General features: G+C 72.1%; 22 protein-coding genes and 1 pseudogene. 2 read left to right on the top strand and 21 right to left on the bottom strand.

Annotated elements, in window-relative coordinates; all coding sequences use genetic code 11:
• Positions 1-127: 127 nt before the first annotated feature.
• On the bottom strand, positions 128-1,060 hold the full coding sequence (fmt, locus tag AQJ11_RS30980; RefSeq protein WP_014671510.1) for a methionyl-tRNA formyltransferase: 933 nt from the start codon (positions 1,058-1,060) through the stop codon (positions 128-130).
• 214 nt (positions 1,061-1,274) lie between these two features.
• Here fmt and AQJ11_RS30975 point away from each other — a divergent pair, with 214 nt between their 5' ends.
• Entirely contained in the window at positions 1,275-1,805 is a 531-nt protein-coding gene (locus AQJ11_RS30975; protein WP_041665026.1) for a hypothetical protein, read from the top strand.
• 111 nt (positions 1,806-1,916) lie between these two features.
• On the opposite strand, the gene AQJ11_RS30970 is transcribed toward AQJ11_RS30975, so the two are convergent.
• The 14 genes and pseudogenes from AQJ11_RS30970 to pyrR form a co-directional block, all read right to left on the bottom strand.
• Positions 1,917-4,064, bottom strand: coding sequence for a primosomal protein N' (locus tag AQJ11_RS30970; RefSeq protein ID WP_059265368.1), 2,148 nt, complete (start codon positions 4,062-4,064; stop codon positions 1,917-1,919).
• A 115-nt stretch (positions 4,065-4,179) separates the two neighbouring features.
• On the bottom strand, positions 4,180-5,388 hold the full coding sequence (metK, locus tag AQJ11_RS30965; RefSeq protein WP_058079832.1) for a methionine adenosyltransferase: 1,209 nt from the start codon (positions 5,386-5,388) through the stop codon (positions 4,180-4,182).
• Between the two features lie 249 nt (positions 5,389-5,637).
• Entirely contained in the window at positions 5,638-6,840 is a 1,203-nt protein-coding gene (gene coaBC / locus AQJ11_RS30960; RefSeq protein ID WP_059265420.1) for a bifunctional phosphopantothenoylcysteine decarboxylase/phosphopantothenate--cysteine ligase CoaBC, read from the bottom strand.
• Between the two features lie 102 nt (positions 6,841-6,942).
• Positions 6,943-7,215 (bottom strand): DNA-directed RNA polymerase subunit omega, encoded by a 273-nt coding sequence (rpoZ, locus tag AQJ11_RS30955; protein ID WP_003982715.1) that lies wholly within the window; start codon positions 7,213-7,215, stop codon positions 6,943-6,945.
• 53 nt (positions 7,216-7,268) lie between these two features.
• A pseudogene (gene gmk / locus AQJ11_RS30950) lies at positions 7,269-7,859 on the bottom strand (guanylate kinase); the annotation flags it as partial.
• 27 nt (positions 7,860-7,886) lie between these two features.
• A complete protein-coding gene (locus AQJ11_RS30945) occupies positions 7,887-8,210 on the bottom strand; it encodes an integration host factor (protein ID WP_003977346.1) in 324 nt (107 codons plus the stop codon).
• A gap of 298 nt (positions 8,211-8,508) precedes the next feature.
• The gene (pyrF, locus tag AQJ11_RS30940; protein ID WP_059265367.1) at positions 8,509-9,354 is read right to left on the bottom strand and encodes an orotidine-5'-phosphate decarboxylase; all 846 of its coding nucleotides are present in this window, start codon (positions 9,352-9,354) and stop codon (positions 8,509-8,511) included.
• A complete protein-coding gene (locus AQJ11_RS30935) occupies positions 9,351-10,457 on the bottom strand; it encodes a quinone-dependent dihydroorotate dehydrogenase (protein ID WP_014671517.1) in 1,107 nt (368 codons plus the stop codon). The genes pyrF and AQJ11_RS30935 overlap by 4 nt, the downstream gene beginning before the upstream one ends.
• A gap of 51 nt (positions 10,458-10,508) precedes the next feature.
• The gene (carB, locus tag AQJ11_RS30930; protein WP_059265366.1) at positions 10,509-13,817 is read right to left on the bottom strand and encodes a carbamoyl-phosphate synthase large subunit; all 3,309 of its coding nucleotides are present in this window, start codon (positions 13,815-13,817) and stop codon (positions 10,509-10,511) included.
• Positions 13,810-14,967, bottom strand: coding sequence for a glutamine-hydrolyzing carbamoyl-phosphate synthase small subunit (carA, locus tag AQJ11_RS30925; protein WP_059265365.1), 1,158 nt, complete (start codon positions 14,965-14,967; stop codon positions 13,810-13,812). Before carA ends, carB begins: the two co-directional genes overlap by 8 nt.
• A complete protein-coding gene (locus AQJ11_RS30920) occupies positions 14,964-15,524 on the bottom strand; it encodes a PH-like domain-containing protein (RefSeq protein ID WP_059265364.1) in 561 nt (186 codons plus the stop codon). The genes carA and AQJ11_RS30920 overlap by 4 nt, the downstream gene beginning before the upstream one ends.
• Entirely contained in the window at positions 15,521-16,807 is a 1,287-nt protein-coding gene (locus AQJ11_RS30915; RefSeq protein WP_059265363.1) for a dihydroorotase, read from the bottom strand. Before AQJ11_RS30915 ends, AQJ11_RS30920 begins: the two co-directional genes overlap by 4 nt.
• Positions 16,808-16,812: 5 nt before the next feature.
• Positions 16,813-17,790 carry an aspartate carbamoyltransferase catalytic subunit gene (locus AQJ11_RS30910; protein ID WP_059265362.1) on the bottom strand — a complete coding sequence of 326 codons (978 nt, stop codon included), beginning with the start codon at positions 17,788-17,790 and terminating at the stop codon, positions 16,813-16,815.
• A gap of 91 nt (positions 17,791-17,881) precedes the next feature.
• Positions 17,882-18,463 carry a bifunctional pyr operon transcriptional regulator/uracil phosphoribosyltransferase PyrR gene (gene pyrR, locus AQJ11_RS30905; protein ID WP_014671523.1) on the bottom strand — a complete coding sequence of 194 codons (582 nt, stop codon included), beginning with the start codon at positions 18,461-18,463 and terminating at the stop codon, positions 17,882-17,884.
• A gap of 263 nt (positions 18,464-18,726) precedes the next feature.
• Here pyrR and bldD point away from each other — a divergent pair, with 263 nt between their 5' ends.
• Positions 18,727-19,230: a transcriptional regulator BldD gene (gene bldD / locus AQJ11_RS30900; protein ID WP_014671524.1), complete on the top strand. Its 504-nt coding sequence runs from the start codon at positions 18,727-18,729 to the stop codon at positions 19,228-19,230.
• A 155-nt stretch (positions 19,231-19,385) separates the two neighbouring features.
• Here bldD and nusB read toward each other — a convergent pair whose 3' ends face one another.
• From nusB to AQJ11_RS30870, 6 genes are all read right to left on the bottom strand, one after another.
• Entirely contained in the window at positions 19,386-19,820 is a 435-nt protein-coding gene (nusB, locus tag AQJ11_RS30895; RefSeq protein WP_014671525.1) for a transcription antitermination factor NusB, read from the bottom strand.
• Between the two features lie 2 nt (positions 19,821-19,822).
• Positions 19,823-20,389 (bottom strand): elongation factor P, encoded by a 567-nt coding sequence (efp, locus tag AQJ11_RS30890; RefSeq protein WP_014671526.1) that lies wholly within the window; start codon positions 20,387-20,389, stop codon positions 19,823-19,825.
• Positions 20,390-20,438: 49 nt separating this feature from the next.
• On the bottom strand, positions 20,439-21,545 hold the full coding sequence (locus tag AQJ11_RS30885) for an aminopeptidase P family protein (protein ID WP_059265361.1): 1,107 nt from the start codon (positions 21,543-21,545) through the stop codon (positions 20,439-20,441).
• 106 nt (positions 21,546-21,651) lie between these two features.
• Positions 21,652-22,554 (bottom strand): Pro-rich N-terminal domain-containing protein, encoded by a 903-nt coding sequence (locus AQJ11_RS30880; protein ID WP_107112825.1) that lies wholly within the window; start codon positions 22,552-22,554, stop codon positions 21,652-21,654.
• A gap of 163 nt (positions 22,555-22,717) precedes the next feature.
• Complete coding sequence (gene aroB, locus AQJ11_RS30875; RefSeq protein ID WP_058079841.1) at positions 22,718-23,809, bottom strand: 3-dehydroquinate synthase; 1,092 nt, start codon at positions 23,807-23,809, stop codon at positions 22,718-22,720.
• Positions 23,806-24,288, bottom strand: coding sequence for a shikimate kinase (locus AQJ11_RS30870; protein ID WP_107120904.1), 483 nt, complete (start codon positions 24,286-24,288; stop codon positions 23,806-23,808). Before AQJ11_RS30870 ends, aroB begins: the two co-directional genes overlap by 4 nt.
• Positions 24,289-24,310: the final 22 nt, after the last annotated feature.

The following is a 24,310-nucleotide window of genomic DNA, read 5'->3' as shown; positions in this document are numbered from 1 at the left end:
CGACCGCTGCCGACGGGCCGACCGGGGCACCCCGGGGCCAACAGCGGCGCGTGGGGCGTCAGCCCGCCCGGCACCAGGGCGCGCGTGCCCCCTCTGTGAAGCGGCAGCCGTGTCGCCGCCCAGGGCGTCAGCCGCCCAGCGTCTCGCCGTCCGCGATGCGTACCCCGCGGGCCCAGTCGGCCGCGCGCATCGGCTTCTTGCCCTGGGCCTGCACCCAGAGCAGCTCGACCGCGTACGACCCCGTGCCCACGTGCACACTGTTCTTGCCCACCGCCAGGCGGCCCGGGGCGAGGTCCGTGCGCTCGGGCACCGGCGTGACCTGGACGAGCTTGAGCCGCTCGCCGCGGAAGGTGGTCCAGGCACCCGGCGCGGGCGTGCAGCCGCGCACGACCCGGTCGACGCGCAACGCGGGCGCGGCCCAGTCCACCTGGGCGTCCTCGACGGTGATCTTCGGCGCCACGGTGATGCCCTCGGCGGGCTGCGGTACGGCCTTCAGCGTGCCGTCCTCGATGCCGTCCATGGTCGCGGCGAGCAGCCCCGAGCCCGCGAAGGCGAGCCGGGTGAGCAGGTCGCCGCTGGTGTCGGTGGGGCGGATCTCCTCGGTCACGGTGCCGTAGACGGGCCCGGAGTCCAGCCCCTCCTCGATGAGGAAGGTGGACGCCCCGGTGATCTCGTCGCCCGCCATGATGGCGTGCTGGACCGGCGCGGCGCCGCGCCAGGCGGGCAGCAGCGAGAAGTGCAGGTTGACCCAGCCGTGGGCGGGGATGTCCAGGGCGGCCTTCGGCAGCAGGGCGCCGTAGGCGACGACCGGGCAGCAGTCCGGGGCGATCTCCCGCAGCCGCTCCAGGAACTCCGGGTCCCGGGGCTTGAGCGGCTTGAGCACCTCGATCCCGGCCTCCTCCGCCCGCTCGGCCACGGGCGACGCGACCAGCCTGCGTCCGCGCCCGGCGGGGGCGTCGGGCCGCGTGACGACGGCGGCCACCTCGTGCCGCCGGGAGGCGAGCAGAGCGTCCAGGGCGGGAACGGCGACCTCGGGGGTACCGGCGAAGACGAGCTTCATGGGCGGGATCGGGCCTCTCGGGCGGGGGTCGGCGGGCAGCGCACCAGTCTATGACCATGGGCGGCGCGCGAGCGGGTGGGCGGCGTACGCATATGCCCGTACGCCCCCACCCCGTGACCAGCGGAGCGCAAGCGCGTTGGTCAAGACAGAGTTGACCACATCGGGCCCCTTTCGCGGCCCAATTCCTTTCAACGCCGGTTCGAGAGGCTTGTTCATGGCCGACCACGCAACCCACGACGCCCAGGCCCGGGCCAGCCTGCACTTGCTGGTGCGGGACATCGAGAGGGTCCGCCGGCAGGTGGACGCGCTGCGCACGCTCACCGCCCAGTTGGGCAACGTCTACCGCCCGCGCCGCTCCGGCCCGTCCACGGGCTTCGTCGTCTACGGACGCGCTCCCGCCCCGACGGTCCGCCTCGCCCAGGAACTCCGGGACAGTGTCGAGACCCTGGTCACGGCCGCCGTGGACTTCGACCGCTCGCTCGGCTTCTCGTGGGACGCGGTGGGCTCCGCGCTCGGGGTCACCAAGCAGGCGGTGCACCGCCGGTACGGCGCCCGCCGCGCCGCGGCCCAGGCGGCGGAGGCGGAGCGGGCGCCGGAGCCGTCCGGCACCCGCACGATCAATGTGACCACCGGGCTGCCCACGGTCCCCGCGGCCCGCTCCATGCCCACCCAGCCGACCGCGGGCAGCCCGACCCTGCGCGACGACGCCCGCCCGACGGCCTTCCCGGGCCCCCGCAACGGCTGACACCCCCCTCACCGCTGCCCTCCCGGGCCAGGTCCGGGAGGGCAGGTGTGTCCTCCCGCCCGGCCGGACCGTCGTGTGAGCCGGTGTCCTCACCGGCTCGGCGCGCGCCCGTCACCCGATGTCCGGCGGATCGATCCGCACCCGGACCGCCTCCCCGCTCCCCCGGGCCATCCGCGCCGCCTGCGCGGTCTTCAGGGCCGTGGCCAGTGCCGAGCCACTGCCCGGTGGTACGCGGACCAGGGCCCGGTCCCAGTGTTCGCCGGGCGGCGGGGCGCCGGGTCTGCGTGCTCCGCCGGGCGGGGACGGGGGCAGCGGCACCGGTCCCAGCACCTCGGCGTCCGGCGGCAGGTCGACCGCCGCCAGGAACTCGGCGACGGCCGCGGGCGGCCCGGACACGGCCGCCATCCGGGACACCGGGGGGAAGCCCAGTTCGGCCCGCTCGGCCAGCTCCCGCACGGCATGCCCGACCGGGTCCCACCGCACCAGCGCCTGGACGGGCCGCAGGGTCGGCTCGGCCACCACGACCACCGTGCCGCCCTCGCTCTGGGGCCGTACCAGCACTCCGGCCGCGATCCACCGGCGCAGCGCGTCCTCGCCGGCCCGCAGGTCCGGTCGTACGAGCATGGCCCAGCCGTCCAGCAGCAGGGCCGCCGCATAACCGCCCTCGGCGACCGGTTCCGCGCCCGGGGTACTGACGACCAGCGCGGGCGCGTCCGGGACGGTGTCCAGCACATGCTCGCGCCCCGAGGTGCGCACCGGTACGGCGGGGAAGGCCCGCCCCAGTTCCTCGGCGGTCCGGCGCGCGCCCACGACCTGGGCGCGGAGCCGGAAGCCGCCGCACTCCGGGCAGTGCCAGGCGCCCTCGTCGCGCCCGCACCACCCGCAGCGCAGGACGCCCGCGTCCTGTCCCTGGAGCGGTCCGGAGCAGTGCCGGCACCGGGCGGGCGCCCGGCACCGGGCACAGGCCATGCGGGGCGCGTAACCACGCCGGGGCACCTGCACCAGCACCGGCCCGTGCCGCAGCCCCTCACGGGCCGCCTGCCAGGCGAGCGTGGGCAGCCGCGCGGCGCGGGCGGCCTCGTCACGCGCGAGGTCGTCGTCCCCGACCGTCCGGACGAGGGGCGCGGTCCGGCGCACCTGCTCCCGCCCGGCGGCCAACGGCCGGGCCCAGCCGCTCTCGACGAGCTGGGCGGCCTCCACGGTGCAGCTCCAACTGCCCAGCAGAAAGGCGCACTTGTCGAGTGCGGCGCGCAGCAGGAGGACGTCGCGGGCGTGCGGCTGCGGGGCGTGCGGCTCGCTGTGGCTGTCGTCCCCGTCGTCCCAGATCGCGACGAGACCCAGATCCTGGACGGGCGCGAACATCGCCGCCCGGGTCCCGACGACGGCACGCACGGAACCGCGCCGCACCGCCAGCCACTGCGCGTACCGCTTCTCGGGCCCGGCGTCGGCGGTGAGCAGCGCGTGCCGGCCGGTGCCGAGCAGCGCGGTGAGCGCGGCGTCCACGCGCGCGGCGGAGCGCCCGTCCGGTACGACCACGAGGGCGCCGCGCCCGGAGGCGAGGGTGGCGGCGACGGCCCGGGCCAGCTCCTCGCTCCACAGCGGTCCCGGCAGCGCGTTCCACACGGCCCTGGGCGCCCCGCCGGAGGCCAGGGCGTCGAGGAAGGCGCCCCCGTGCTCGTACCGGCCCCAGGAGCCGTGCTCCGGTGCCGGGGGCGGGGGCAGCGGCTCGGGGGACGGGCGCTGCTCGGCGCGGGCGCTGCGCGGGGGCACGGCCAGCTGGAGGACATCGGCCAGGCTGCCCGCGTACCGGTCGGCGACGGCCCGGGCGAGGCCGAGCAGTTCCTCGCTCAGCACCGGCTCGGGCGACACGACCTGGGCGAGCGCGGCCAGCGGTCCGGAGTAGTCGGACTCGGCGCGCCGCTCGACGAGGAAGCCGTCGATGAGCCCGCCGCCCTCCCGGCGTCCGTCGCGCACCCGGTGCCGCCCGGCTCCGAACCGCACCCGCACCCGCACCCCGGGCCGGGCGTCCGCGTCCAGCTCCGCGGGCACGGCGTAGTCGAAGTACCGGTCGAGGTGCAGCACGCCCTTGTCGACCAGCACCCGTGCGACGGGCAGCTCCTCGGCGAGCGCGGCCCCCCGCCAGGTCCGGGGCTTGGCGCGCGGCACGTTCGCCTTCCGCACGCTCTCCCGGATGAGCGCGAGCTGCTCCGGCGGCGCCCCCTCGGCCCCGCCACCTCCCGACCCGTTCTCGCTGCTCACGCTTGCATTCTTGCAAACCCCACTGACAACGCGGCCGTCTCCGCCGGCCGGCGGAGACGCCGAGGCCCGGCCCCCCGAAGGGAGCCGGGCCTCGACGACAACGGGTGGGCCGGGGTTACAGGCCCGCGGCCTTGCGCAGGGCGTCCACGCGGTCCGTGCGCTCCCAGGTGAAGTCGGGCAGCTCGCGGCCGAAGTGGCCGTAGGCCGCCGTCTGGGCGTAGATCGGGCGGAGCAGGTCGAGGTCGCGGATGATCGCGGCCGGGCGGAGGTCGAAGACCTCGTCGATCGCCTTCTCGATCTTCTCCGGCTCGATCTTGTGGGTGCCGAAGGTCTCCACGAACAGGCCCACCGGCTCGGCCTTGCCGATCGCGTAGGCGACCTGGACCTCGCAGCGGGAGGCCAGGCCCGCCGCCACCACGTTCTTCGCCACCCAGCGCATCGCGTACGCCGCCGAGCGGTCCACCTTGGACGGGTCCTTGCCGGAGAAGGCGCCACCGCCGTGCCGGGCCATACCGCCGTAGGTGTCGATGATGATCTTGCGGCCGGTCAGGCCGGCGTCGCCCATCGGGCCGCCGATCTCGAAGCGGCCGGTCGGGTTGACCAGCAGCCGGTAGCCCTCGGTGTCCAGCTTGATGCCCTCTTCCAGCAGGGCCTTCAGCTCCGGCTCCACCACGAACTCGCGGATGTCCGGGGCGAGCAGCGACTCCAGGTCGATGTCGGAGGCGTGCTGGGAGGAGACCACCACCGTGTCCAGGCGGACGGCCTTGTCGCCGTCGTACTCGATGGTGACCTGCGTCTTGCCGTCCGGACGCAGGTAGGGGATCGTGCCGTTCTTGCGGACATCGGACAGGCGCTTGGACAGCCGGTGCGCCAGGAAGATCGGCAGCGGCATCAGGGTCGGCGTCTCGTCGGACGCGTAGCCGAACATCAGGCCCTGGTCGCCCGCGCCCTGCCGGTCCAGCTCGTCCTCGTCACCCTCGACCCGGGCCTCGTACGCCGCGTCGACACCCTGCGCGATGTCCGGGGACTGCGCGCCGATGGACACCGAGACACCGCAGGAGGCGCCGTCGAAGCCCTTCTTGGAGGAGTCGTAGCCGATCCCCAGGACCGTGCTGCGGACGAGGGTCGCGATGTCCGCGTACGCCTTCGTCGTCACCTCGCCGGCCACGTGCACCAGGCCGGTGGTGATGAGCGTCTCCACGGCGACCCGGGAAGACGGGTCCTCGCGCAGGAGCGCGTCGAGAATGGTGTCGCTGATCTGGTCAGCGATCTTGTCGGGGTGACCCTCGGTCACGGACTCCGAGGTGAACAGGCGACGGGACACAACGCTCCCTGTGGTTGCAGCGGCTGCTGGCTGATCATTTACGGTCGACGCTGGGCTGCGCCTGGCGTCGACCGTGAACAGTTTATCTGTCGCACTCGACCGGCGGGCCACTGTCTCGCCTCTCGGGAGCGCTGTGACCTGCGGCACGGGCATTCTGCACAATGACGAGCGGCCTTGGCCAGGGCCGCCACACCTGATTTCGGCGCTGGGTGACCTTGACGTCGAGTTCGCCCGATCGCCTGGCCGGCATTAGGCCAGACGCCGTACGACCAAGTCCCAGACGGTGTCGGCCAGGGCTTCCTTGGGTCCGTGGGGCACCGGGGTCTCGCTGCCGTCGGCACCCAGGATCACGGCCTCGTTCTCCTCGGAGCCGAAGGTCCTGGCCTCCCCGACCTCGTTGACCACGAGCAGGTCGCAGCCCTTGCGGGCGAGCTTGGCGCGGCCGTTGGCGAGGACGTCGTCGGTCTCGGCGGCGAAGCCGACGACGACCTGTCCCGGCCGGGCGCGGTCGGCGGAGAGCTCCGCGAGAATGTCCGGATTCCGCACCAGGACGATCGGGTCCGGGTCCTGGCCGTCCCTCTTCTTGATCTTCCCGATGGCGTAGACGGCCGGGCGGAAGTCGGCGACGGCGGCGGCCATCACCACGGCGTCGGCGTCCGCGGCGGCCTTGAGGACGGCCTCGCGCAGTTGCACGGCGGTGCCGACCCGGACGACGTCCACGCCCGCCGGGTCGGGCAGGCCGGCGTTGGCGGAGACCAGGGTCACCCGGGCGCCACGGGCCGCGGCGGTGCGGGCGAGGGCGTAGCCCTGCTTGCCGGAGGAGCGGTTGCCGAGGAAGCGCACCGGGTCCAGCGGCTCGCGGGTGCCACCGGCGGAGACGACGACGTGCCGCCCTTGGAGGTCGGGCTCGGTGACACCGCGGGCCAGCACCCGGCGGCACACCTCGAAGATCTCCGCCGGGTCCGGCAGCCGGCCCTTGCCGGTGTCGACGCCGGTGAGGCGGCCGACGGCGGGCTCGATGACGACGGCGCCGCGGCGGCGCAGCGTGGCCACGTTCTCCTGGGTGGCCGGGTGCTCCCACATCTCGGTGTGCATCGCCGGGGCGAAGACGACCGGGCAGCGGGCGGTGAGGAGGGTGTTGGTCAGCAGGTCGTCGGCGAGGCCGTGGGCGGCCTTGGCGAGCATGTCGGCGGTGGCCGGGGCCACGACGACCAGGTCGGCGTGCTGGCCGATGCGGACGTGCGGCACCTGGTGGACGTCGTCCCAGACCTCGGTGGCGACGGGGTTGCCGGACAGCGCGGACCAGGTGGCGGCGCCGACGAAGTGCAGCGCGGAGGCGGTCGGCACGACGCGGACGTCATGGCCCGACTCCGTGAACCTTCTCAGCAGCTCACAGGCCTTGTAGGCGGCGATGCCACCGCTGACCCCCAGCACGACCTTCGGCTTGTCCACCATGGCTCCTCGCATTCGAGAATCTGCACCACCCATGACACACCACAGGCCCGGCAGCATGACTGCCGGGCCTGTGGATAAGTCAGTCGCAATCTGAAAGTACTACTGCGCCGGGCCCTCGACGGCCTCGGAGGTCAGCAGACCTGCGTTGATCTCGCGCAGGGCGATCGACAGCGGCTTCTCGTGCACGTGGGTGTCGACGAGCGGCCCCACGTACTCCAGGAGGCCCTCACCGAGCTGGGAGTAGTACGCGTTGATCTGGCGGGCACGCTTGGCCGCGTAGATCACGAGGCTGTACTTCGAGTCGGTCGCCTCAAGAAGCTCGTCGATCGGCGGGTTGATGATGCCCTCGGGCGCGGTGATGGAAGAGGACACGCTCTACCTTCCGATGGATGGGAAAGAATCAGACATCGTGATCACAGTCACGATCACACAACGTCCATCAAGGCTAGCAGCTCGCGGGCCACGTCCTCGACGGAGGTGTTGACCAAGGTCGTATCGAACTCCGGCTCGGCCGCCAGCTCGGTCTTCGCCGCCGCCAGGCGGCGGTCGATGACCTCGGGCGGCTCGGTCCCCCGGCCGGTCAGCCTGCGCACCAGCTCCTCCCAGGAGGGCGGAGCGAGGAACACCAGCTGGGCGTCGGCCATGGACTCGCGGACCTGCCGGGCGCCCTGGAGGTCGATCTCCAGCAGGACGGGCTCGCCGTTCTCCAGCCGCTCCAGCACCGCCGCGCGGGGGGTGCCGTAGCGGTTGCCGGCGAACTCGGCCCACTCCAGCAGTTCGCCGTTGGCGATCAGCTTGTCCATCTCCTCGTCGGTGACGAAGAAGTAGTGGACTCCGTGCTGCTCGCCGGGGCGCGGCTTGCGGGTCGTCGCCGAGACCGAGAGCCAGACCTCGGGGTGTTCCTTGCGCATATGGGCGACGACCGTGCTCTTGCCGACCCCCGAGGGGCCGGAGAGCACGGTCAGCCGCGGACGTTCACTCATGCAGCGATTATTCCAGCAATCCCGGAGTGCCCGGGACTCCCGGTCCGCCGGGCGGCGGACTCAGGAGCCGGTGCTGCCGAACTCACGCTCCAGGGAGGCGATCTGGTTGGAACCGAGACCGCGCACGCGGCGGCTCTCGGAGATGCCCAGACGCTCCATGATCTGCTTGGCGCGGACCTTGCCCACGCCCGGCAGGGACTCCAGCAGCGCGGAGACCTTCATCTTGCCGATGACGTCGTTTTCCTGGCCCTGCTTGATGACCTCGTGCAGGGAGGCGCCGGAGTGCTTGAGTCGATTCTTGACCTCGGCCCGCTCCCGGCGAGCCGCGGCGGCCTTTTCGAGCGCGGCTGCGCGCTGTTCAGGGGTAAGGGGCGGAAGAGCCACGCCTACGTCACCTCGGATGTCGAACTGTCGGATACGGACCGGTGAGGAACCTAGTCGCCCCACACCTGGGGAGCCACGAGCAACACGCTGCCCGTCCTCCCCCACTGTTTGAGGGGCGCGGGAGGTGCCCCCACTGCTCGGAGACTAGCGGGCAAGTCCGCCAGAGTCAGCGAGAACAGCGGAAAAGTCCTGGTCAGCCTCCGTCAGGCTGGACATTTCAGACATAATGCCCCTGATTTGAGGATGTATTCACCCTCAAGTCGGCGTGATCCCGCTCAGCCGAGCGCGCAGCCGGGGTTCAGACACCGGCGACGGCCGCCCGGATCTCCTCCGCGAACCGCTCCGCCGCCCCGCGCAGCGCCCTGACGTCGGGACCGTGACGCAGAACACCCCGGCTGACGTTGGGCACGACGTTGCGGACGGCCGCCCCGAAGACCCGGGGAAGGTCGGCCGGGGTCGCGCCCTGGGCACCGATGCCCGGCGCGAGGAGCGGGCCGTTGACAGCGAGGTCGTACGAGGACAGGTCGCCGAGCGTGGCACCGACGACCGCGCCGAAGGAGCCCAGCGGCTCCTCCCCCGCGTTCTCGGCCGCCAGGTGGGCCAGCACGGTCGCCCCGACGGTCCGGCCGTCGGCGCGGACCGCGTGCTGCACCTCGCCGCCCTCCGGGTTCGAGGTCAGCGCCAGCACGAACAGGCCGGCCCCGCTTTCCCGGGCGAGCGCGACGGCCGGGCTCAGCGAGCCGTAGCCGAGGTACGGCGAGACGGTCAGGGCGTCGGAGAACAGCGGGGCGCCGGGGCGGAGGAACGCCTCGGCGTAGGCGGCCATGGTCGAGCCGATGTCGCCGCGCTTGGCGTCCATCACGACCAGGGCGCCCGCCGCGCGCGCCTCCTGGACCGACTTCTCCAGGACGGCGAGGCCGCGGGAGCCGAACCGCTCGAAGAAGGCGCTCTGCGGCTTCAGGACGGCCACCCGGTCGGCCACGGCCTCGACGACCGTGCGGCTGAACCGCTCCAGGCCGGCGACATCGTCGTCCAGGCCCCACTCGGCGAGCAGGGAGGCGTGTGGGTCGATGCCGACGCACAGCGGCCCGCGCTCGTCCATGGCGCGGCGCAGCCGGGCGCCGAAGGGCTCCAACGGGCTCATGCGGGCTTCCTCACGTCGGCGCCGACCGCGTCGGCGAGGGTGGCGTACGGGCTGGTGCGCAGCCGGGCGGCGAGGCCCTTGTGGATCGCGCGGCACCAGAAGGGGCCCTCGTAGACGAAGGCGCTGTAGCCCTGGACCAGCGTGGCACCGGCCAGGATGCGCTGCCAGGCGTCCTCGGCGGTCTCGACGCCGCCGACGCCCACCAGGGTGATCCGGTCGCCCACGCGCGCGTACAGGCGGCGCAGGACCTCCAGGGAGCGCTCCTTGAGCGGGGCGCCGGACAGGCCGCCGGTCTCCTTGACCAGCGCGGCGGGGGACCGCAGGCCGAGGCCGTCGCGCGCGATGGTGGTGTTGGTGGCGATGATGCCGTCCAGGCCCAGCTCCACGGCGAGGTCGGCGACCGCGTCGACGTCCTCGTCGGCGAGATCGGGGGCGATCTTCACCAGCAGCGGGACGCGCCGGTTCGCGACCGTGCGGTCGGCGGCCCCGCGCACCGCGGTGAGCAGCGGACGCAGGTGGTCCACCGCCTGGAGGTTCCGCAGACCGGGCGTGTTCGGCGAGGAGACGTTGACGACCAGGTAGTCCGCGTACGGCGCGAGGCGCTCGGCGGACTTCACGTAGTCGGCGACGGCCTCCGCCTCCGGGACGGCCTTGGTCTTGCCGATGTTGACGCCGACCACCGTCCTGAAGACCGGTTCACGGGTGGCCAGGCGGGCCGCCACGGCAAGGGAGCCGTCGTTGTTGAAGCCCATGCGGTTGATCAGCGCGCGGTCCGCGACGAGCCGGAACAGCCGCTTCCTGGGGTTGCCGGGCTGCGCCTCCCCCGTCACCGTGCCGATCTCGACGTGGTCGAAGCCCAGCATCGACATCCCGTCGATGGCCACCGCGTTCTTGTCGAATCCGGCCGCGAGCCCGAACGGGCCGTGCATGCGCAGTCCGAACGCCTCCGTGCGCAGCTCCTTGTGGCGGGGCGCGAGGGCGGCGGCGACGAAGGTGCGCAGCACCGGGACGCGGACGGCGAGGCGGATCCAGCGGAAGGCCAGGTGATGGGCCTTCTCGGGATCCATGCGCTGGAAGACCAGCTTGAAAAAGATCTTGTACATGGTGTCCTCACGAAGAGGGGGACACCGTTTCCGGTGTCCCCCTCGGGGCTGCTAGTCGCGGGCCGCGGTCAGGTGTTCCGCGTGTTCCTGGAGCGAGCGGACGCCCACGTCACCGTGGTTGAGGGCGTCGATGCCCTGGACGGCCGCCGCGAGCGCCTGGACGGTCGTCAGGCACGGCACGGACCGCGCCACGGCCGCCGTACGGATGTCGTAGCCGTCGAGGCGGCCACCGGTGCCGTACGGGGTGTTGACGATGAGGTCGACCTCGCCGTCGTGGATGAGCTGGACGATGGTCCGCTCGCCGTTCGGGCCGACGCCCTCGGACTGCTTGCGCACGACCGTGGCGTTGATGCCGTTGCGCTTGAGGACCTCGGCGGTGCCGGAGGTCGCGAGCAGCTCGAAGCCGTGCGCGACCAGCTCGCGCGCCGGGAAGATCATCGAGCGCTTGTCGCGGTTGGCGACCGAGATGAACGCGCGGCCCTTGGTGGGCAGCGGGCCGTAGGCGCCCGCCTGCGACTTGGCGTACGCCGTGCCGAAGACCGAGTCGATGCCCATGACCTCGCCGGTGGAGCGCATCTCCGGGCCGAGGACGGTGTCGACGCCGCGGCCGTGGATGTCGCGGAACCGCGACCACGGCATCACGGCCTCCTTGACGGAGATCGGCGCGTCCAGCGGCAGCTCGCCGCCGTCGCCGTTCTTCGGCAGCAGGCCCTCGGCGCGCAGCTCGGCGATGGTCGCGCCCAGGGAGATCCGGGCGGCGGCCTTCGCCAGCGGCACCGCGGTCGCCTTCGAGGTGAAGGGGACGGTGCGGGAGGCGCGCGGGTTGGCCTCCAGGACGTACAGGATGTCGCCGGCCATCGCGAACTGGATGTTGATCAGGCCGCGCACGCCGACGCCCTTGGCGATGGCCTCCGTGGAGGCGCGCAGCCGCTTGATGTCGAAGCCGCCGAGGGTGATCGGGGGCAGGGCGCACGCCGAGTCGCCGGAGTGGATGCCGGCCTCCTCGATGTGCTCCATGACGCCGCCGAGGTACAGCTCCTCGCCGTCGTAGAGCGCGTCGACGTCGATCTCGATGGCGTCGTCCAGGAAGCGGTCGACGAGGACCGGCCGGGAGGGGCTGATCTCGGTCGACTCGGCGATGTAGGAGGCGAGGCGGGTCTCGTCGTAGACGATCTCCATGCCGCGTCCGCCGAGGACGTACGACGGCCGGACCAGGACCGGGTAGCCGATCTCGTCGGCGATGGCCTTGGCCTCCGCGAAGGTGGTGGCCGTGCCGTGCTTGGGCGCCGGCAGGCCCGCCTCCGCGAGGACCCGGCCGAAGGCGCCCCGGTCCTCGGCCGCGTGGATGGCCTCGGGGGACGTACCCACGATCGGCACGCCGTTGTCCTTCAGGGCCTGCGAGAGGCCCAGCGGCGTCTGGCCGCCCAGCTGGACGACGACGCCCGCGATCGGGCCGGCCTGCTGCTCGGCGTGGACGATCTCCAGCACGTCCTCCAGCGTCAGCGGCTCGAAGTAGAGGCGGTCGGAGGTGTCGTAGTCCGTGGAGACGGTCTCCGGGTTGCAGTTGACCATCACGGTCTCGTACCCGGCGTCGGACAGCGCGAAGGAGGCGTGGACGCAGGAGTAGTCGAACTCGATGCCCTGGCCGATGCGGTTCGGTCCGGAGCCCAGGATGATCACGGCGGGCTTCTCGCGCGGCGCGACCTCGGTCTCCTCGTCGTAGGAGGAGTAGAAGTACGGCGTCTTCGCGGCGAACTCGGCGGCGCAGGTGTCGACCGTCTTGTAGACCGGGCGGACGCCGAGGGCGTGCCGGACCTCGCGGACGACGTCCTCGCGCAGGCCGCGGATCTCGGCGACCTGCTGGTCGGAGAAGCCGTGCCGCTTGGCCTCGGCGAGCAGGTCGCGGGTCAGCTCCGGGGCCTCGGCCAGCTCGTCCGCGATCTCCTTGATCAGGAAGAGCTGGTCCACGAACCAGGGGTCGATCTTCGTGTACTCGAAGACCTCCTCGGGGGTGGCGCCCGCGCGGATGGCCTGCATGACCGTGTTGATCCGGCCGTCGGTGGGCCGTACGGCCTCACGCAGCAGGGTCTCCTTGTCGCCGGGCTCGCCGGTGAAGGCGAACTGGCTGCCCTTCTTCTCCAGCGACCGCAGGGCCTTCTGGAAGGCTTCGGGGAAGTTGCGGCCGATGGCCATGGCCTCGCCGACCGACTTCATGGTGGTGGTCAGCGTGGAGTCGGCCTGCGGGAACTTCTCGAAGGCGAACCGCGGGGCCTTGACCACCACGTAGTCGAGCGTGGGCTCGAAGGAGGCGGGGGTCTCCTGCGTGATGTCGTTCGGGATCTCGTCCAGGGTGTAGCCGACGGCCAGCTTGGCGGCGATCTTGGCGATCGGGAAGCCGGTCGCCTTGGAGGCGAGCGCCGAGGAACGCGACACGCGCGGGTTCATCTCGATGACGATCACGCGACCGTCCTCGGGGTTCACCGCGAACTGGATGTTGCAGCCGCCGGTGTCGACGCCGACCTCGCGGATGACGGCGATGCCGATGTCCCGCAGGATCTGGTACTCGCGGTCGGTCAGCGTCATCGCGGGCGCGACGGTGATGGAGTCACCGGTGTGCACGCCCATCGGGTCGAAGTTCTCGATGGAGCAGACGACCACGACGTTGTCGTTCTTGTCGCGCATCAGCTCCAGCTCGTACTCCTTCCAGCCGAGGATGGACTCCTCCAGGAGCACCTCGGTGGTCGGGGAGAGCGTGAGGCCCTGGCCGGCGATGCGGCGCAGCTCCTCCTCGTCGTGCGCGAAGCCGGAGCCGGCGCCGCCCATGGTGAAGGACGGGCGGACCACGACCGGGTAGCCGCCGAGGGTCTCGACGCCCTTGAGGACGTCGTCCATGGAGTGGCAGATGACCGAGCGGGCGGACTCGCCGTGCCCGATCTTGCAGCGGACCTCCTCCACGACCTCCTTGAACAGGTCGCGGTCCTCGCCCTTGTGGATCGCCTCGGGCTTGGCGCCGATCAGCTCCACGCCGTACTTGGCGAGGACGCCGTTCTCGTGCAGGGAGATGGCGGTGTTCAGGGCCGTCTGGCCGCCCAGGGTGGGCAGCAGGGCGTCGGGGCGCTCCTTGGCGATGATCTTCTCGACGAACTCGGGGGTGATCGGCTCGACGTAGGTGGCGTCGGCGATCTCCGGGTCGGTCATGATCGTCGCCGGGTTGGAGTTGACGAGGACGACGCGCAGGCCCTCGGCCTTGAGCACGCGGCACGCCTGGGTGCCGGAGTAGTCGAACTCGGCGGCCTGGCCGATGACGATCGGGCCGGAGCCGATGACCAGGACGGACTGGATATCGGTGCGCTTAGGCACGCTGGCCCTCCATCAGGGAGACGAAGCGGTCGAAGAGGTAGGCGGCGTCGTGCGGGCCGGCCGCCGCTTCGGGGTGGTACTGGACGGAGAAGGCGGGCTGGTCGAGCAGCTGGAGCCCCTCCACGACGTCGTCGTTGAGGCAGACGTGGGAGACCTCGGCGCGGCCGAACCTGGTCTCGCTGACCTTGTCGAGCGGCGCGTCCACGGCGAAGCCGTGGTTGTGCGCGGTGACCTCGACCTTGCCGGTCGTACGGTCCTGGACCGGCTGGTTGATACCCCGGTGGCCGTACTTCAGCTTGTAGGTGCCGAAGCCGAGGGCGCGGCCGAGGATCTGGTTGCCGAAGCAGATGCCGAACAGCGGCGTCTTCCGCTCCAGGACGGCGGACATCAGCGCCACCGGGCCGTCGGCGGTCGCCGGGTCGCCGGGGCCGTTGGAGAAGAACACCCCGTCCGGGTCGACGGCGTAGACGTCGTCGGCCGTGGCGGTGGCGGGCAGGACGTGCACCTCGATGCCGCGCTCGGCCATGCGGTGCGGGGTCATGCCCTTGATGCCGAGGTCGATGGCGGCGACCGTGAACCGCTTCTCGCCGACCGCCGGGACGACGTACGCCTCCTTGGTCGCGACCTCCTCGTAGAGGCTCGCGCCCTTCATGTGCGGCTGGGCCTGTACGCGCTCCAGCAGCTCGGCGTCGGGGGCGACGGCCTGGCCGGAGAAGATGCCGGCGCGCATGGAGCCGCGCTCGCGCAGGTGGCGGGTGAGGGCCCGGGTGTCGATGCCGGAGATGCCGACCACGCCCTGCCGCTCCAGCTCGTCGTCCAGGGAGCGCTTGGCCCGCCAGTTGGACGGCACGCGCGCGGGGTCGCGCACGACGTAGCCGGAGACCCAGATGCGGCCGGACTCGTCGTCCTCGTCGTTCCAGCCGGTGTTGCCGATCTGGGGGGCGGTCGCGACGACGATCTGGCGGTCGTACGACGGGTCGGTGAGGGTCTCCTGGTAGCCGGTCATGCCGGTGGAGAACACGGCCTCGCCGAAGGTCTCCCCCACGGCCCCGTAGGCGCGGCCGCGGAAGATGCGGCCGTCCTCCAGGACGAGTACGGCGGGAAGCACCTGGTTCCTCTGAGAGGAGCTTCCCCTGGTGGAGGTCGTCATCGCGCGCCTTCCGTGTCGTTGATCATCTGGTTCAGGGTGTCGACCCACTCGGTGTGCTCGGCCGCGTGGTCGGAGCGGAAGCCCGAGTCGATCAGCTTGTCGCCGAGCGCCCAGGTCACCACCAGCAGTCCGCCCTCGGTGAGGACCTTGCCGGCGATGCCCTTGTCCAGCCGGGCTCCGCGCAGGGCCGACGCGGGGACGAAGAAGTCGGTCGCGCCGGGGCGCTCGACCTCCAGGCCCGCGTCGGTCAGGGTGAGCTCGGCCCGGCTGCGGGTGCCCAGGCCGTGGGCGACGATGCGGTCCAGCCACTGTCCGGCGGTGGTGGAGCCGTGGTAGCGGCCGCTCATCCTCAGTCTGGCCGGGCCGGTCTCCTCCGGCGCGCCCGGCAGTTCGGGCAGGTCGCTCTGGAGGGTGCCGCGCCACTTCCAGCCCTCGCGCATCAGCCAGTAGACCAGCGCGATGATGAGGGCCAGTCCGACGAGCCAGCCGATGCGGGCCCCCCAGTCGGTGACCTCGGCCGACTTCTTCGCCTCGGCCAGCAGGATTACAGGTGTCACGTGAGCTTCCCGTCGACGAGCGTGGCCTTGCCCCGCAGCCACGTGTGCGTCACACGGCCCGGCAGCTCACGCCCCTGGTAGGGGGTGTTGCGGCTGCGCGAGGCGAAGCCCGCGGGGTCCACCTGGCCACGGTATTCCGTGTCGACCAGGGTGAGGTTGGCGGGCTCACCAGCCGAGACGGGGCGGCCGTGGCCGGTGGCCCGTCCGATCCGCGCGGGCTTGAAGGACATACGGTCGGCGACGCCGGCCCAGTCCAGCAGGCCCGTGTCGACCATGGTCTCCTGGACCACTGACAACGCGGTCTCCAGGCCGACCATGCCCATGGCGGCGGCGGCCCACTCGCAGTCCTTGTCCTCGTGCGGGTGCGGGGCGTGGTCGGTGGCGACGATGTCGATCGTGCCGTCGGCGAGCGCCTCGCGCAGGGCCAGCACGTCGCGCTCGGTGCGCAGCGGCGGGTTGACCTTGTAGACGGGGTTGTAGGTGCGCACCAGCTCGTCGGTCAGCAGCAGGTGGTGCGGGGTGACCTCGGCGGTGACCTGGATGCCCCGGGACTTCGCCCAGCGGACGATCTCGACGGAGCCGGCGGTCGACAGGTGGCAGATGTGGACGCGGGAGCCGACGTGGTCGGCGAGGAGGACGTCGCGGGCGATGATCGACTCCTCGGCGACGGCCGGCCAGCCGCCCAGGCCCAGCTCGGCGGAGACGACGCCCTCGTTCATCTGGGCGCCCTCGGTGAGCCGCGGCTCCTGCGCGTGCTGGGCGACGACACCGCCGAAGGCCTTCACGTACTCCAGCGCGCGGCGCATGATCACGGCGTCGTCCACGCACTTGCCGTCGTCGGAGAAGACGGTGACGCCGGCGGCGGACTCGTGCATGGCGCCCAGTTCGGCGAGCTTCTTGCCCTCCAGGCCGACGGTGACGGCGCCGATGGGCTGGACGTCGCAGTAGCCGTGCTCCTGGCCGAGCCGCCAGACCTGCTCGACCACACCGGCGGTGTCGGCGACCGGGAAGGTGTTGGCCATGGCGAAGACGGCCGTGTAGCCGCCGCTCGCCGCCGCGCGGGTGCCGGTGAGGACGGTCTCGGAGTCCTCGCGGCCCGGCTCGCGCAGGTGGGTGTGCAGATCGACCAGGCCCGGCAGCAGCACCTTGCCGCCGGCCTCGACGACCTGGGCGCCCTCGGCGGACAGGCCCTCACCCACCTCGGCGATGGTCCCGCCGTCGATCAGGACGTCCTGCGGCGCGCCGCCGAGCACCTTCGCACCACGGATCAGGATCTTGCTCATGTGTCTTACTTCTCCTCGGTACGAGAGTGGGTGACGGCAGGCTCGTTGCCGCCGAGCAGCAGGTACAGGACGGCCATCCGGATGGAGACGCCGTTGGCGACCTGCTCGACGGCGGTGCAGCGGTCGGAGTCGGCGACCTCGGCGGTGATCTCCATGCCGCGCACCATGGGGCCGGGGTGCATCACGATGGCGTGCTCGGGCAGCCTGGCCATGCGGTCGCCGTCGAGGCCGTAGCGCCGCGAGTACTCGCGCTCGGTCGGGAAGAAGGCGGCGTTCATGCGCTCGCGCTGGACGCGGAGCATCATCACGGCGTCGGACTTGGGCAGCGTGCTGTCGAGGTCGTACGAGACCACGCACGGCCAGGAGTCGACGCCGACCGGCACCAGGGTGGGCGGGGCGACCAGGGTGACCTCGGCGCCGAGGGTGTGCAGCAGGTCCACGTTGGAGCGGGCGACCCGGCTGTGCAGGACGTCGCCGACGACGGTGATCCGCTTGCCGGACAGGTCCTGGCCGAGCCCGGCGTCGCGGCCGATGAGCCGGCGGCGCATGGTGAAGGCGTCCAGCAGGGCCTGGGTGGGGTGCTGGTGGGTGCCGTCGCCGGCGTTGATGACGGCCGCGTCGATCCAGCCGGAGTTGGCCAGGCGGTAGGGGGCTCCGGAGGCGCCGTGCCGGATGACCACGGCGTCGACGCCCATGGCCTCCAGGGTCTGCGCGGTGTCCTTCAGGGACTCGCCCTTGGACACCGAGGACCCCTTGGCGGAGAAGTTGATCACGTCCGCGGACAGGCGCTTCTCGGCGGCCTCGAAGGAGATGCGCGTGCGCGTGGAGTCCTCGAAGAAGAGGTTGACGATCGTCCGGCCGCGCAGGGTCGGCAGCTTCTTGATCGGCCGGTCCGCGACCCGGGCCATCTCCTCGGCGGTGTCGAGGATGTGGACGGCGTCGTCGCGGGTGAGGTCGGCGGCCGAGATGAGATGACGCTGCATCTGTCAGGCTCCGTAAGGCAGTTCATTCGGGAGATTTCGGGCAGGCGGGCGCGTGTTCACGGCACGCCGGGGCGGCCGTGCGCCTGACTTGCTACTGAGCGGCCGGCTTCACACCGAGCAGCACGGTGTCGCGACCGTCCTCCTCGGCGAGCTGGACCTTGACCGTCTCCCGCAGCGACGTGGGGAGGTTCTTGCCGACGTAGTCGGCGCGGATGGGCAGTTCGCGGTGGCCGCGGTCGACCAGGACCGCGAGCTGCACCGCGCGCGGGCGCCCGATGTCGTTCAGGGCGTCGAGGGCGGCGCGGATGGTGCGCCCGGAGAAGAGCACGTCGTCGACGAGGACGACCAGCCGGCCGTCGATGCCGTCACCGGGGATCTCGGTGCGGGCCAGCGCGCGCGGCGGATGCATGCGCAGATCGTCGCGGTACATGGTGATGTCGAGCGAGCCGACCGGGACCCCGCGGTCGGTGATCTGCTCCAGCTTGGCGGCGAGCCGCTGGGCGAGGAAGACGCCGCGGGTCGGGATGCCGAGGAGCACCACGTCGTCGGCGCCCTTGGCGCGCTCGACGATCTCGTGGGCGATACGGGTGAGCACCCGTGCGATGTCGGGGCCTTCGAGAACGGGCCGCGCATCGGACGCTTGCGGATGCGCAGGCGTGATGTTCTTGTCCATACGAAACGGACCTCCTTCTCCGCCTCACGGGACGGACCTTAAAGGACGTCGGAATTGCGCCATCCACCGTAGCAGGTCACCTGACCGGCCTCGGCCGCCCCCCTGTCATCCGCTTGGCCCAATCGATGGCCGCTACCACGGAAGAGTCGGTGTGGACCATTCGGCTTGACGCACCAGAGTCACGCTGCGTAACCTCACAGTGAGTTACCAGCCGCGCGGCGGGAAAGCAGCCGGCCGCGTCGACACAGTGTCCGGGGAGCTATATGTCCAGCGAATACGCCAAACAGCTCGGGGCCAAGCTCCGGGCCATCCGCACCCAGCAGGGCCTTTCCCTCCACGGTGTCGAGGAGAAGTCCCAGGGTCGCTGGAAGGCCGTGGTGGTCGGTTCGTACGAGCGCGGCGACCGTGCCGTGACCGTGCAGCGCCTGGCCGAGCTGGCCGATTTCTATGGCGTTCCGGTCCAGGAGCTCCTGCCGGGCACCACGCCGGGCGGCGCCGCCGAGCCGCCGCCGAAGCTGGTCCTGGACCTGGAGCGGCTGGCCACCGTGCCGGCCGAGAAGGCGGGCCCCTTGCAGCGCTACGCGGCGACGATCCAGTCCCAGCGCGGTGACTACAACGGCAAGGTGCTCTCCATCCGCCAGGACGACCTGCGCACACTCGCCGTCATCTACGACCAGTCCCCCTCGGTCCTCACCGAGCAGCTGATCAGCTGGGGTGTCCTGGACGCGGACGCGCGCCGTGCGGTGGCGACGCACGAAGAGGCGTAACCGCCCGCACACGCCTCAGCAGAAACGTGCCGCCGGGGTGGCCGGAACTCTACGGTTCCGGCCACCCCGGCGGCGTTTCAGCGCCGGTACGGCACACGCCGGAGGGCCCGCAGCACAGGCGTGCTGCGGGCCCTCCGGCGTTGACTGTCGGGCGGTTACGCCTCGTCCCGGCGCAGGGACGGCTTGAGTTCCTTCAGGCGGCCCAGCAGACCGTTGACGAACGAGGGCGACTCGTCGGTCGAGAACTCCTTCGCCAGCTGCACCATCTCGTCCAGGACGACGGCGTCCGGGGTCTCGTCGACCCAGATCAGCTCGTACGCGCCCAGCCGCAGGATGTTGCGGTCCACGACCGGCATCCGGTCGAGCGTCCAGCCCACCGCGTACTGGGCGATCAGCTCGTCGATCCGCTTCGCGTGCTCCGCGTAGCCCTCGACCAGCTGCATCGTGTACTCGCTGACCGGCGGCTGCCGGGTGTCGGACCGGGAGAGCCGGATCCAGTCCGCGAGGACCGTCAGGACGTCGGCGCCGCGCTGGTCGCCCTCGAAGAGGATCTGGAAGGCGCGCTTGCGGGCCGTGTTGCGGGCAGCCACGGTTAGCTGTTCACCCGGCCGAGGTAGTCGCTGGTGCGGGTGTCGACCTTGATCTTCTCACCGGTGGTGATGAAGAGCGGGACCTGGATCTGGTGGCCGGTCTCCAGGGTGGCGGGCTTGGTGCCACCGGTGGAGCGGTCGCCCTGGACGCCCGGCTCGGTCTCGGCGATGGTCAGCTCGACGGCGGCGGGCAGCTCGACGAAGAGGACCTCGCCCTCGTGCTGCGCGACGGTGGCGGTGAAGCCCTCGACCAGGAAGTTCGCGGCGTCGCCGACGGCCTTCCGGTCGATGTGCAGCTGGTCGTAGGTCTCCATGTCCATGAAGACGAAGTACTCGCCGTCCATGTACGAGAACTGCATGTCGCGCTTGTCGACAGTGGCCGTCTCGACCTTGACACCGGCGTTGAAGGTCTTGTCGACGACCTTGCCGGAGAGCACGTTCTTGAGCTTGGTGCGCACGAAGGCCGGGCCCTTGCCGGGCTTGACGTGCTGGAACTCGACGACGGACCAGAGCTGGCCGCCTTCGAGCTTGAGCACCATGCCGTTCTTGAGGTCGTTCGTGGAAGCCACGGTTGCGGAATCTCCTGGACTGACGTACGACCCCGGCGCACGCACCTGCCTAGAGGGCGAGCAGCTCCTTGGTCGTGATGGTGAGTAGCTCGGGTCCGCCGTCCGCCTCGGGGCGTACGACGAGCGTGTCATCGATCCGGACACCGCCCCGGCCCGGGAGGTGGACCCCCGGTTCGACGGTGACCGGCACGCAAGCGTCCAGTTTACCCATGGCCGCGGGCGCCAACTGCGGGTCCTCGTCGATTTCGAGTCCGACACCGTGTCCGGTCAGCGGTGGCAGGGCCTCCGCATAGCCCGCGGAGTCCAGTACCTGGCGTGCGGCGCGGTCCACGTCACGGTAGGCGGCGCCGGGTGCCAGGAACTCGCGGCCGGCCCGCTGGGCGGCGAAGACCAGGTCGTACAGCTCGATCTGCCAGTCGGCGGGCGAGGTGCCGATGACGAAGGTGCGGCCGATCTCGCAGCGGTAGCCGCGGTAGGTGGCGCCGAGGCAGACGGAGAGGAAGTCCCCCTCCTCCACCCGCCGGTCGGTGGGGCGGTGGCCGCGGCGGCCGGCGTGCGGTCCGGTGGCCACGGAGGTGGGGAAGGCCGGGCCGTCGGCGCCGTGGTCGACCAGGCGCCGCTCCAGCTCCAGCGCGAGGTGCCGTTCGGTACGGCCGACCAGGATGGACTCCAGCAGCTCGCCGAGGGCCTGGTCGGCGATCTCGGCGCCGATGCGCAGACAGGAGATCTCCTCCTCGTCCTTGACGACCCTGAGCTGTTCCACGGCCCCGCCGAGGTCGATGAGGCGGAGCCTCGGGGCGACGCAGGCGACGGCCCGGTGCCGGGTGACGGTGAGGTGGTGTTCCTCGACCGCCAGGGAGTCGGCGCCCTGGTCGGCGGCGAGACCGGCCGCCGCGACGGCGGCGTCGCCCTGGCGCGCCGGAAGGACGTGCAGGCGCAGGTTCTCGTCCGGCTGGCCTTCGTGCGGGCGGTCGTCCGGCGGACCGGCGCACACCAGGACGTCCTCGCTCCTGCCGATCAGCAGCACGGCGCCCCGCGGGGCCGCGGCGGCGAGGTAGCGGACATTGGCCGGGCGGGTGACGAGCGCTGCCGCGGTGCCGGCCGCGTTGAAGTGTTCCCTCAGCCGGGATCGGCGGTTCGCGTACACCTCTGACATGAGATGAGCGTAGGAGGTTTGTCCGGATTGTGCCGATCGGTGGGGGCCGAGTGGGGTGGCGGAGCAGGTGGGGGGTGGTGCGGTGGAGTGCCGGGGGCACCCCCGCTCACCAGCTCGGCGGGCTCGCTATCGCCCTGGCCAGGACCTCGTCCAGCACGCGGGCCGTGCCCGGGACGTCCAGCTGGGAGTTGTCGATGATCGGCAGGCCCGAGCCGTACCAGCCGGCCATGCGGCCGTGGATGCGGGCCACCTCCTCGTCCGTGAGGCGGCGGTTGCCGGTGCGTTCGGCGTTGCGCTCCAGGACGACGTCGAGGCCCGGGAGCAGGACCACCGGGAGCAGGCCGGGGCCCACGTGCCGCTTCCAGCCGCCGAGGCCGACGACCGGGCGGTCCGGGAAGACGGCGTCGTCCAGGATGCAGGAGATGCCGTTGGCCAGGAAGTTGCGCGCGGCGAAGCCGCAGGTGCGACGGGCCAGGCGGTACTGGGCCTCGGAGTTGTCGTTCCAGCCGGACTGCGGGTCGGCGAAGCCCGAGCGGACCCATTCGCGGACGTCGTCCAGGCTGATGTGGGCCGTGGGGACCCGGCGGTGGTCCGCCCAGTACTTGGCGACGCTGGTCTTGCCCGCGCCGGCCGGGCCGATGAGGAGGACGGCGAGGGTGGTCGCCGTCGGGTCCGGTGCCGTGGCCGCGGCGGGCGGGGCCGCGGGGGCGCCGACCGGGCCGCCGGGCGGCAGCGGGACGTGTCCGGTGCTGTCGGGGGTCTGCGGGCCGGCGGTGTGCCGCGGGGGCGCGGGCGGCGGCACCGGGCCGGCGGGGGCCGGGGGCTGCTGCGGGGCCGGCGGTACCGGTCCGGGCGGAGCCGGGAAGCCCGGCGACGGGGGCACGGGGGCGGGCCCCTGGGAGACTCCCGGGTGCGGGCCCGGGTGGTGCGCGGCCGACACCCAGCCGGCGTGCGGGCCCTGCCCCGGCTGGTGGGGCGGCGGCAGCGGAGACCCCACTGCGTGCTGCATCCGTTGCCACTCCGTCTCGTACACACATCTGGCGCTGGCAGCGGGGGCGTGCCCCGCTTGCTACCGAACGGTACCGTCCCCGGCCGTCGTTTGGTGAAACGGCCGGGGGCGGTACGAAGTGCCCGGCGGGCGAGGGAAATCGGACGCGGGGGGCGGTCCGGGGCTACTGGCCGACTTCGCCGTAGGCGGCGAGGAGGACGGCCGGGTCCGGCCCTTCCAGGACGGTCGGCTTGGCCAGGCCGTCCAGGACGATGAAGCGCAGCAGGTCGCCGCGGGACTTCTTGTCGACCTTCATCGCCTCCAGCAGCTTGGGCCACTGGTCGTAGCGGTAGTGCAGCGGCAGGCCGACGGATTCGAGGATGCTGCGGTGGCGGTCGGCCGTCGCGTCGTCCAGGCGGCCCGCGAGGCGGCCGAGTTCGGCGGCGAAGTGCATGCCGACCGCGACCGCGGCCCCGTGCCGCCACTTGTACCGCTCGTTCTTCTCGATGGCGTGGCCGAGCGTGTGACCGTAGTTGAGGATCTCCCGCCGGCCCGATTCCCTCAGGTCCGAGGAGACGACGTCGGCCTTGACGCGGATCGACCGCTCGATCAGCTCGGCCGTGTGCGGGCCCGCCGGGGTGCGGGCGGCCTGCGGGTCGGCCTCGATCAGGTCCAGGATCACCGGGTCGGCGATGAACCCCGCCTTGATGATCTCGGCCAGTCCGGAGACGTAGTCGTGCACCGGGAGGGAGTCCAGCGCGGCCAGGTCGCACAGGACACCGGCCGGCGGGTGGAAGGCGCCGACCAGGTTCTTGCCCTCGGCGGTGTTGATGCCGGTCTTGCCGCCGACCGCCGCGTCCACCATGGCCAGCACGGTCGTGGGGACGGCGATCCAGCGCACCCCGCGCAGCCAGGTCGCGGCGACGAAGCCGGCCAGGTCGGTGGTGGCGCCGCCGCCGACACCGACGATGACGTCGGTGCGGGTGAAGCCGCACTGGCCCAGCGCCTTCCAGCAGTAGGCGGCGACCTCGGCGGTCTTGGCCTCCTCCGCGTTGGGCACCTGGATCGCCACGGCCTCGTAGCCCTGCCCGGCCAGGTCGGCGCGCAGCGCCTCCCCGGTCTCGTCCAGCGCTTCCGGGTGGATCACGGCGACCCGCTTGGCCTTCGCCCCGATGAGCCCGGCCAGCTCGCCCAGGAGCTGCCGGCCCACCAGCACCTCGTAGGGGTCGGTGCCCTCGGTGCCGGCGATCTGGATCCGGGTGACTGCCTCGCTCATACCTGCTTCAACTCCAGTGCGTCCAGCGCCGCCTGCGCGACCTCTTCCGGAGTGCGGCCGTCCGTCGCGACGACGGCGGTGGCGACCTCCTCGTACAGGTGCCGGCGCGCCTCCATCAGCTCCCGCCACTGCTTGCGCGGGTTGACCGCGAGCAGCGGGCGGGCCACGTTCAGACCGGTGCGCTTGACGGCCTCCTCGACCTCCATGGAGAGGTAGAGCACCCGCTGCCCGGCCAGCAGCGCGCGCGTGTCCGCGTCCAGGACCGCCCCGCCGCCCAGCGCGACGACGCCCCGGTGCTCGGCGAGCGCGGCCCGCACGGCAGCCTTCTCCAGGGCGCGGAAGGCGGCCTCGCCGTCGTCCACGAAGATCTCGGCGATGGTGCGGCCCCCGGCCGCCACGATGTCCTCGTCGGTGTCCCGGTAGCCGGCGCCGAGGCGCTCGGCGAGCAGCCGGCCGACGGTGGACTTGCCCACGCCCATCGGCCCGACCAGGACGACCGCC

The organism is Streptomyces corchorusii (genome assembly GCF_001514055.1).
Lineage (GTDB): Bacteria > Actinomycetota > Actinomycetes > Streptomycetales > Streptomycetaceae > Streptomyces > Streptomyces olivaceoviridis.
The sequence above is the reverse complement of the archived record's forward strand: the minus strand, read 5'-3'. Positions and strand labels throughout refer to the sequence as shown.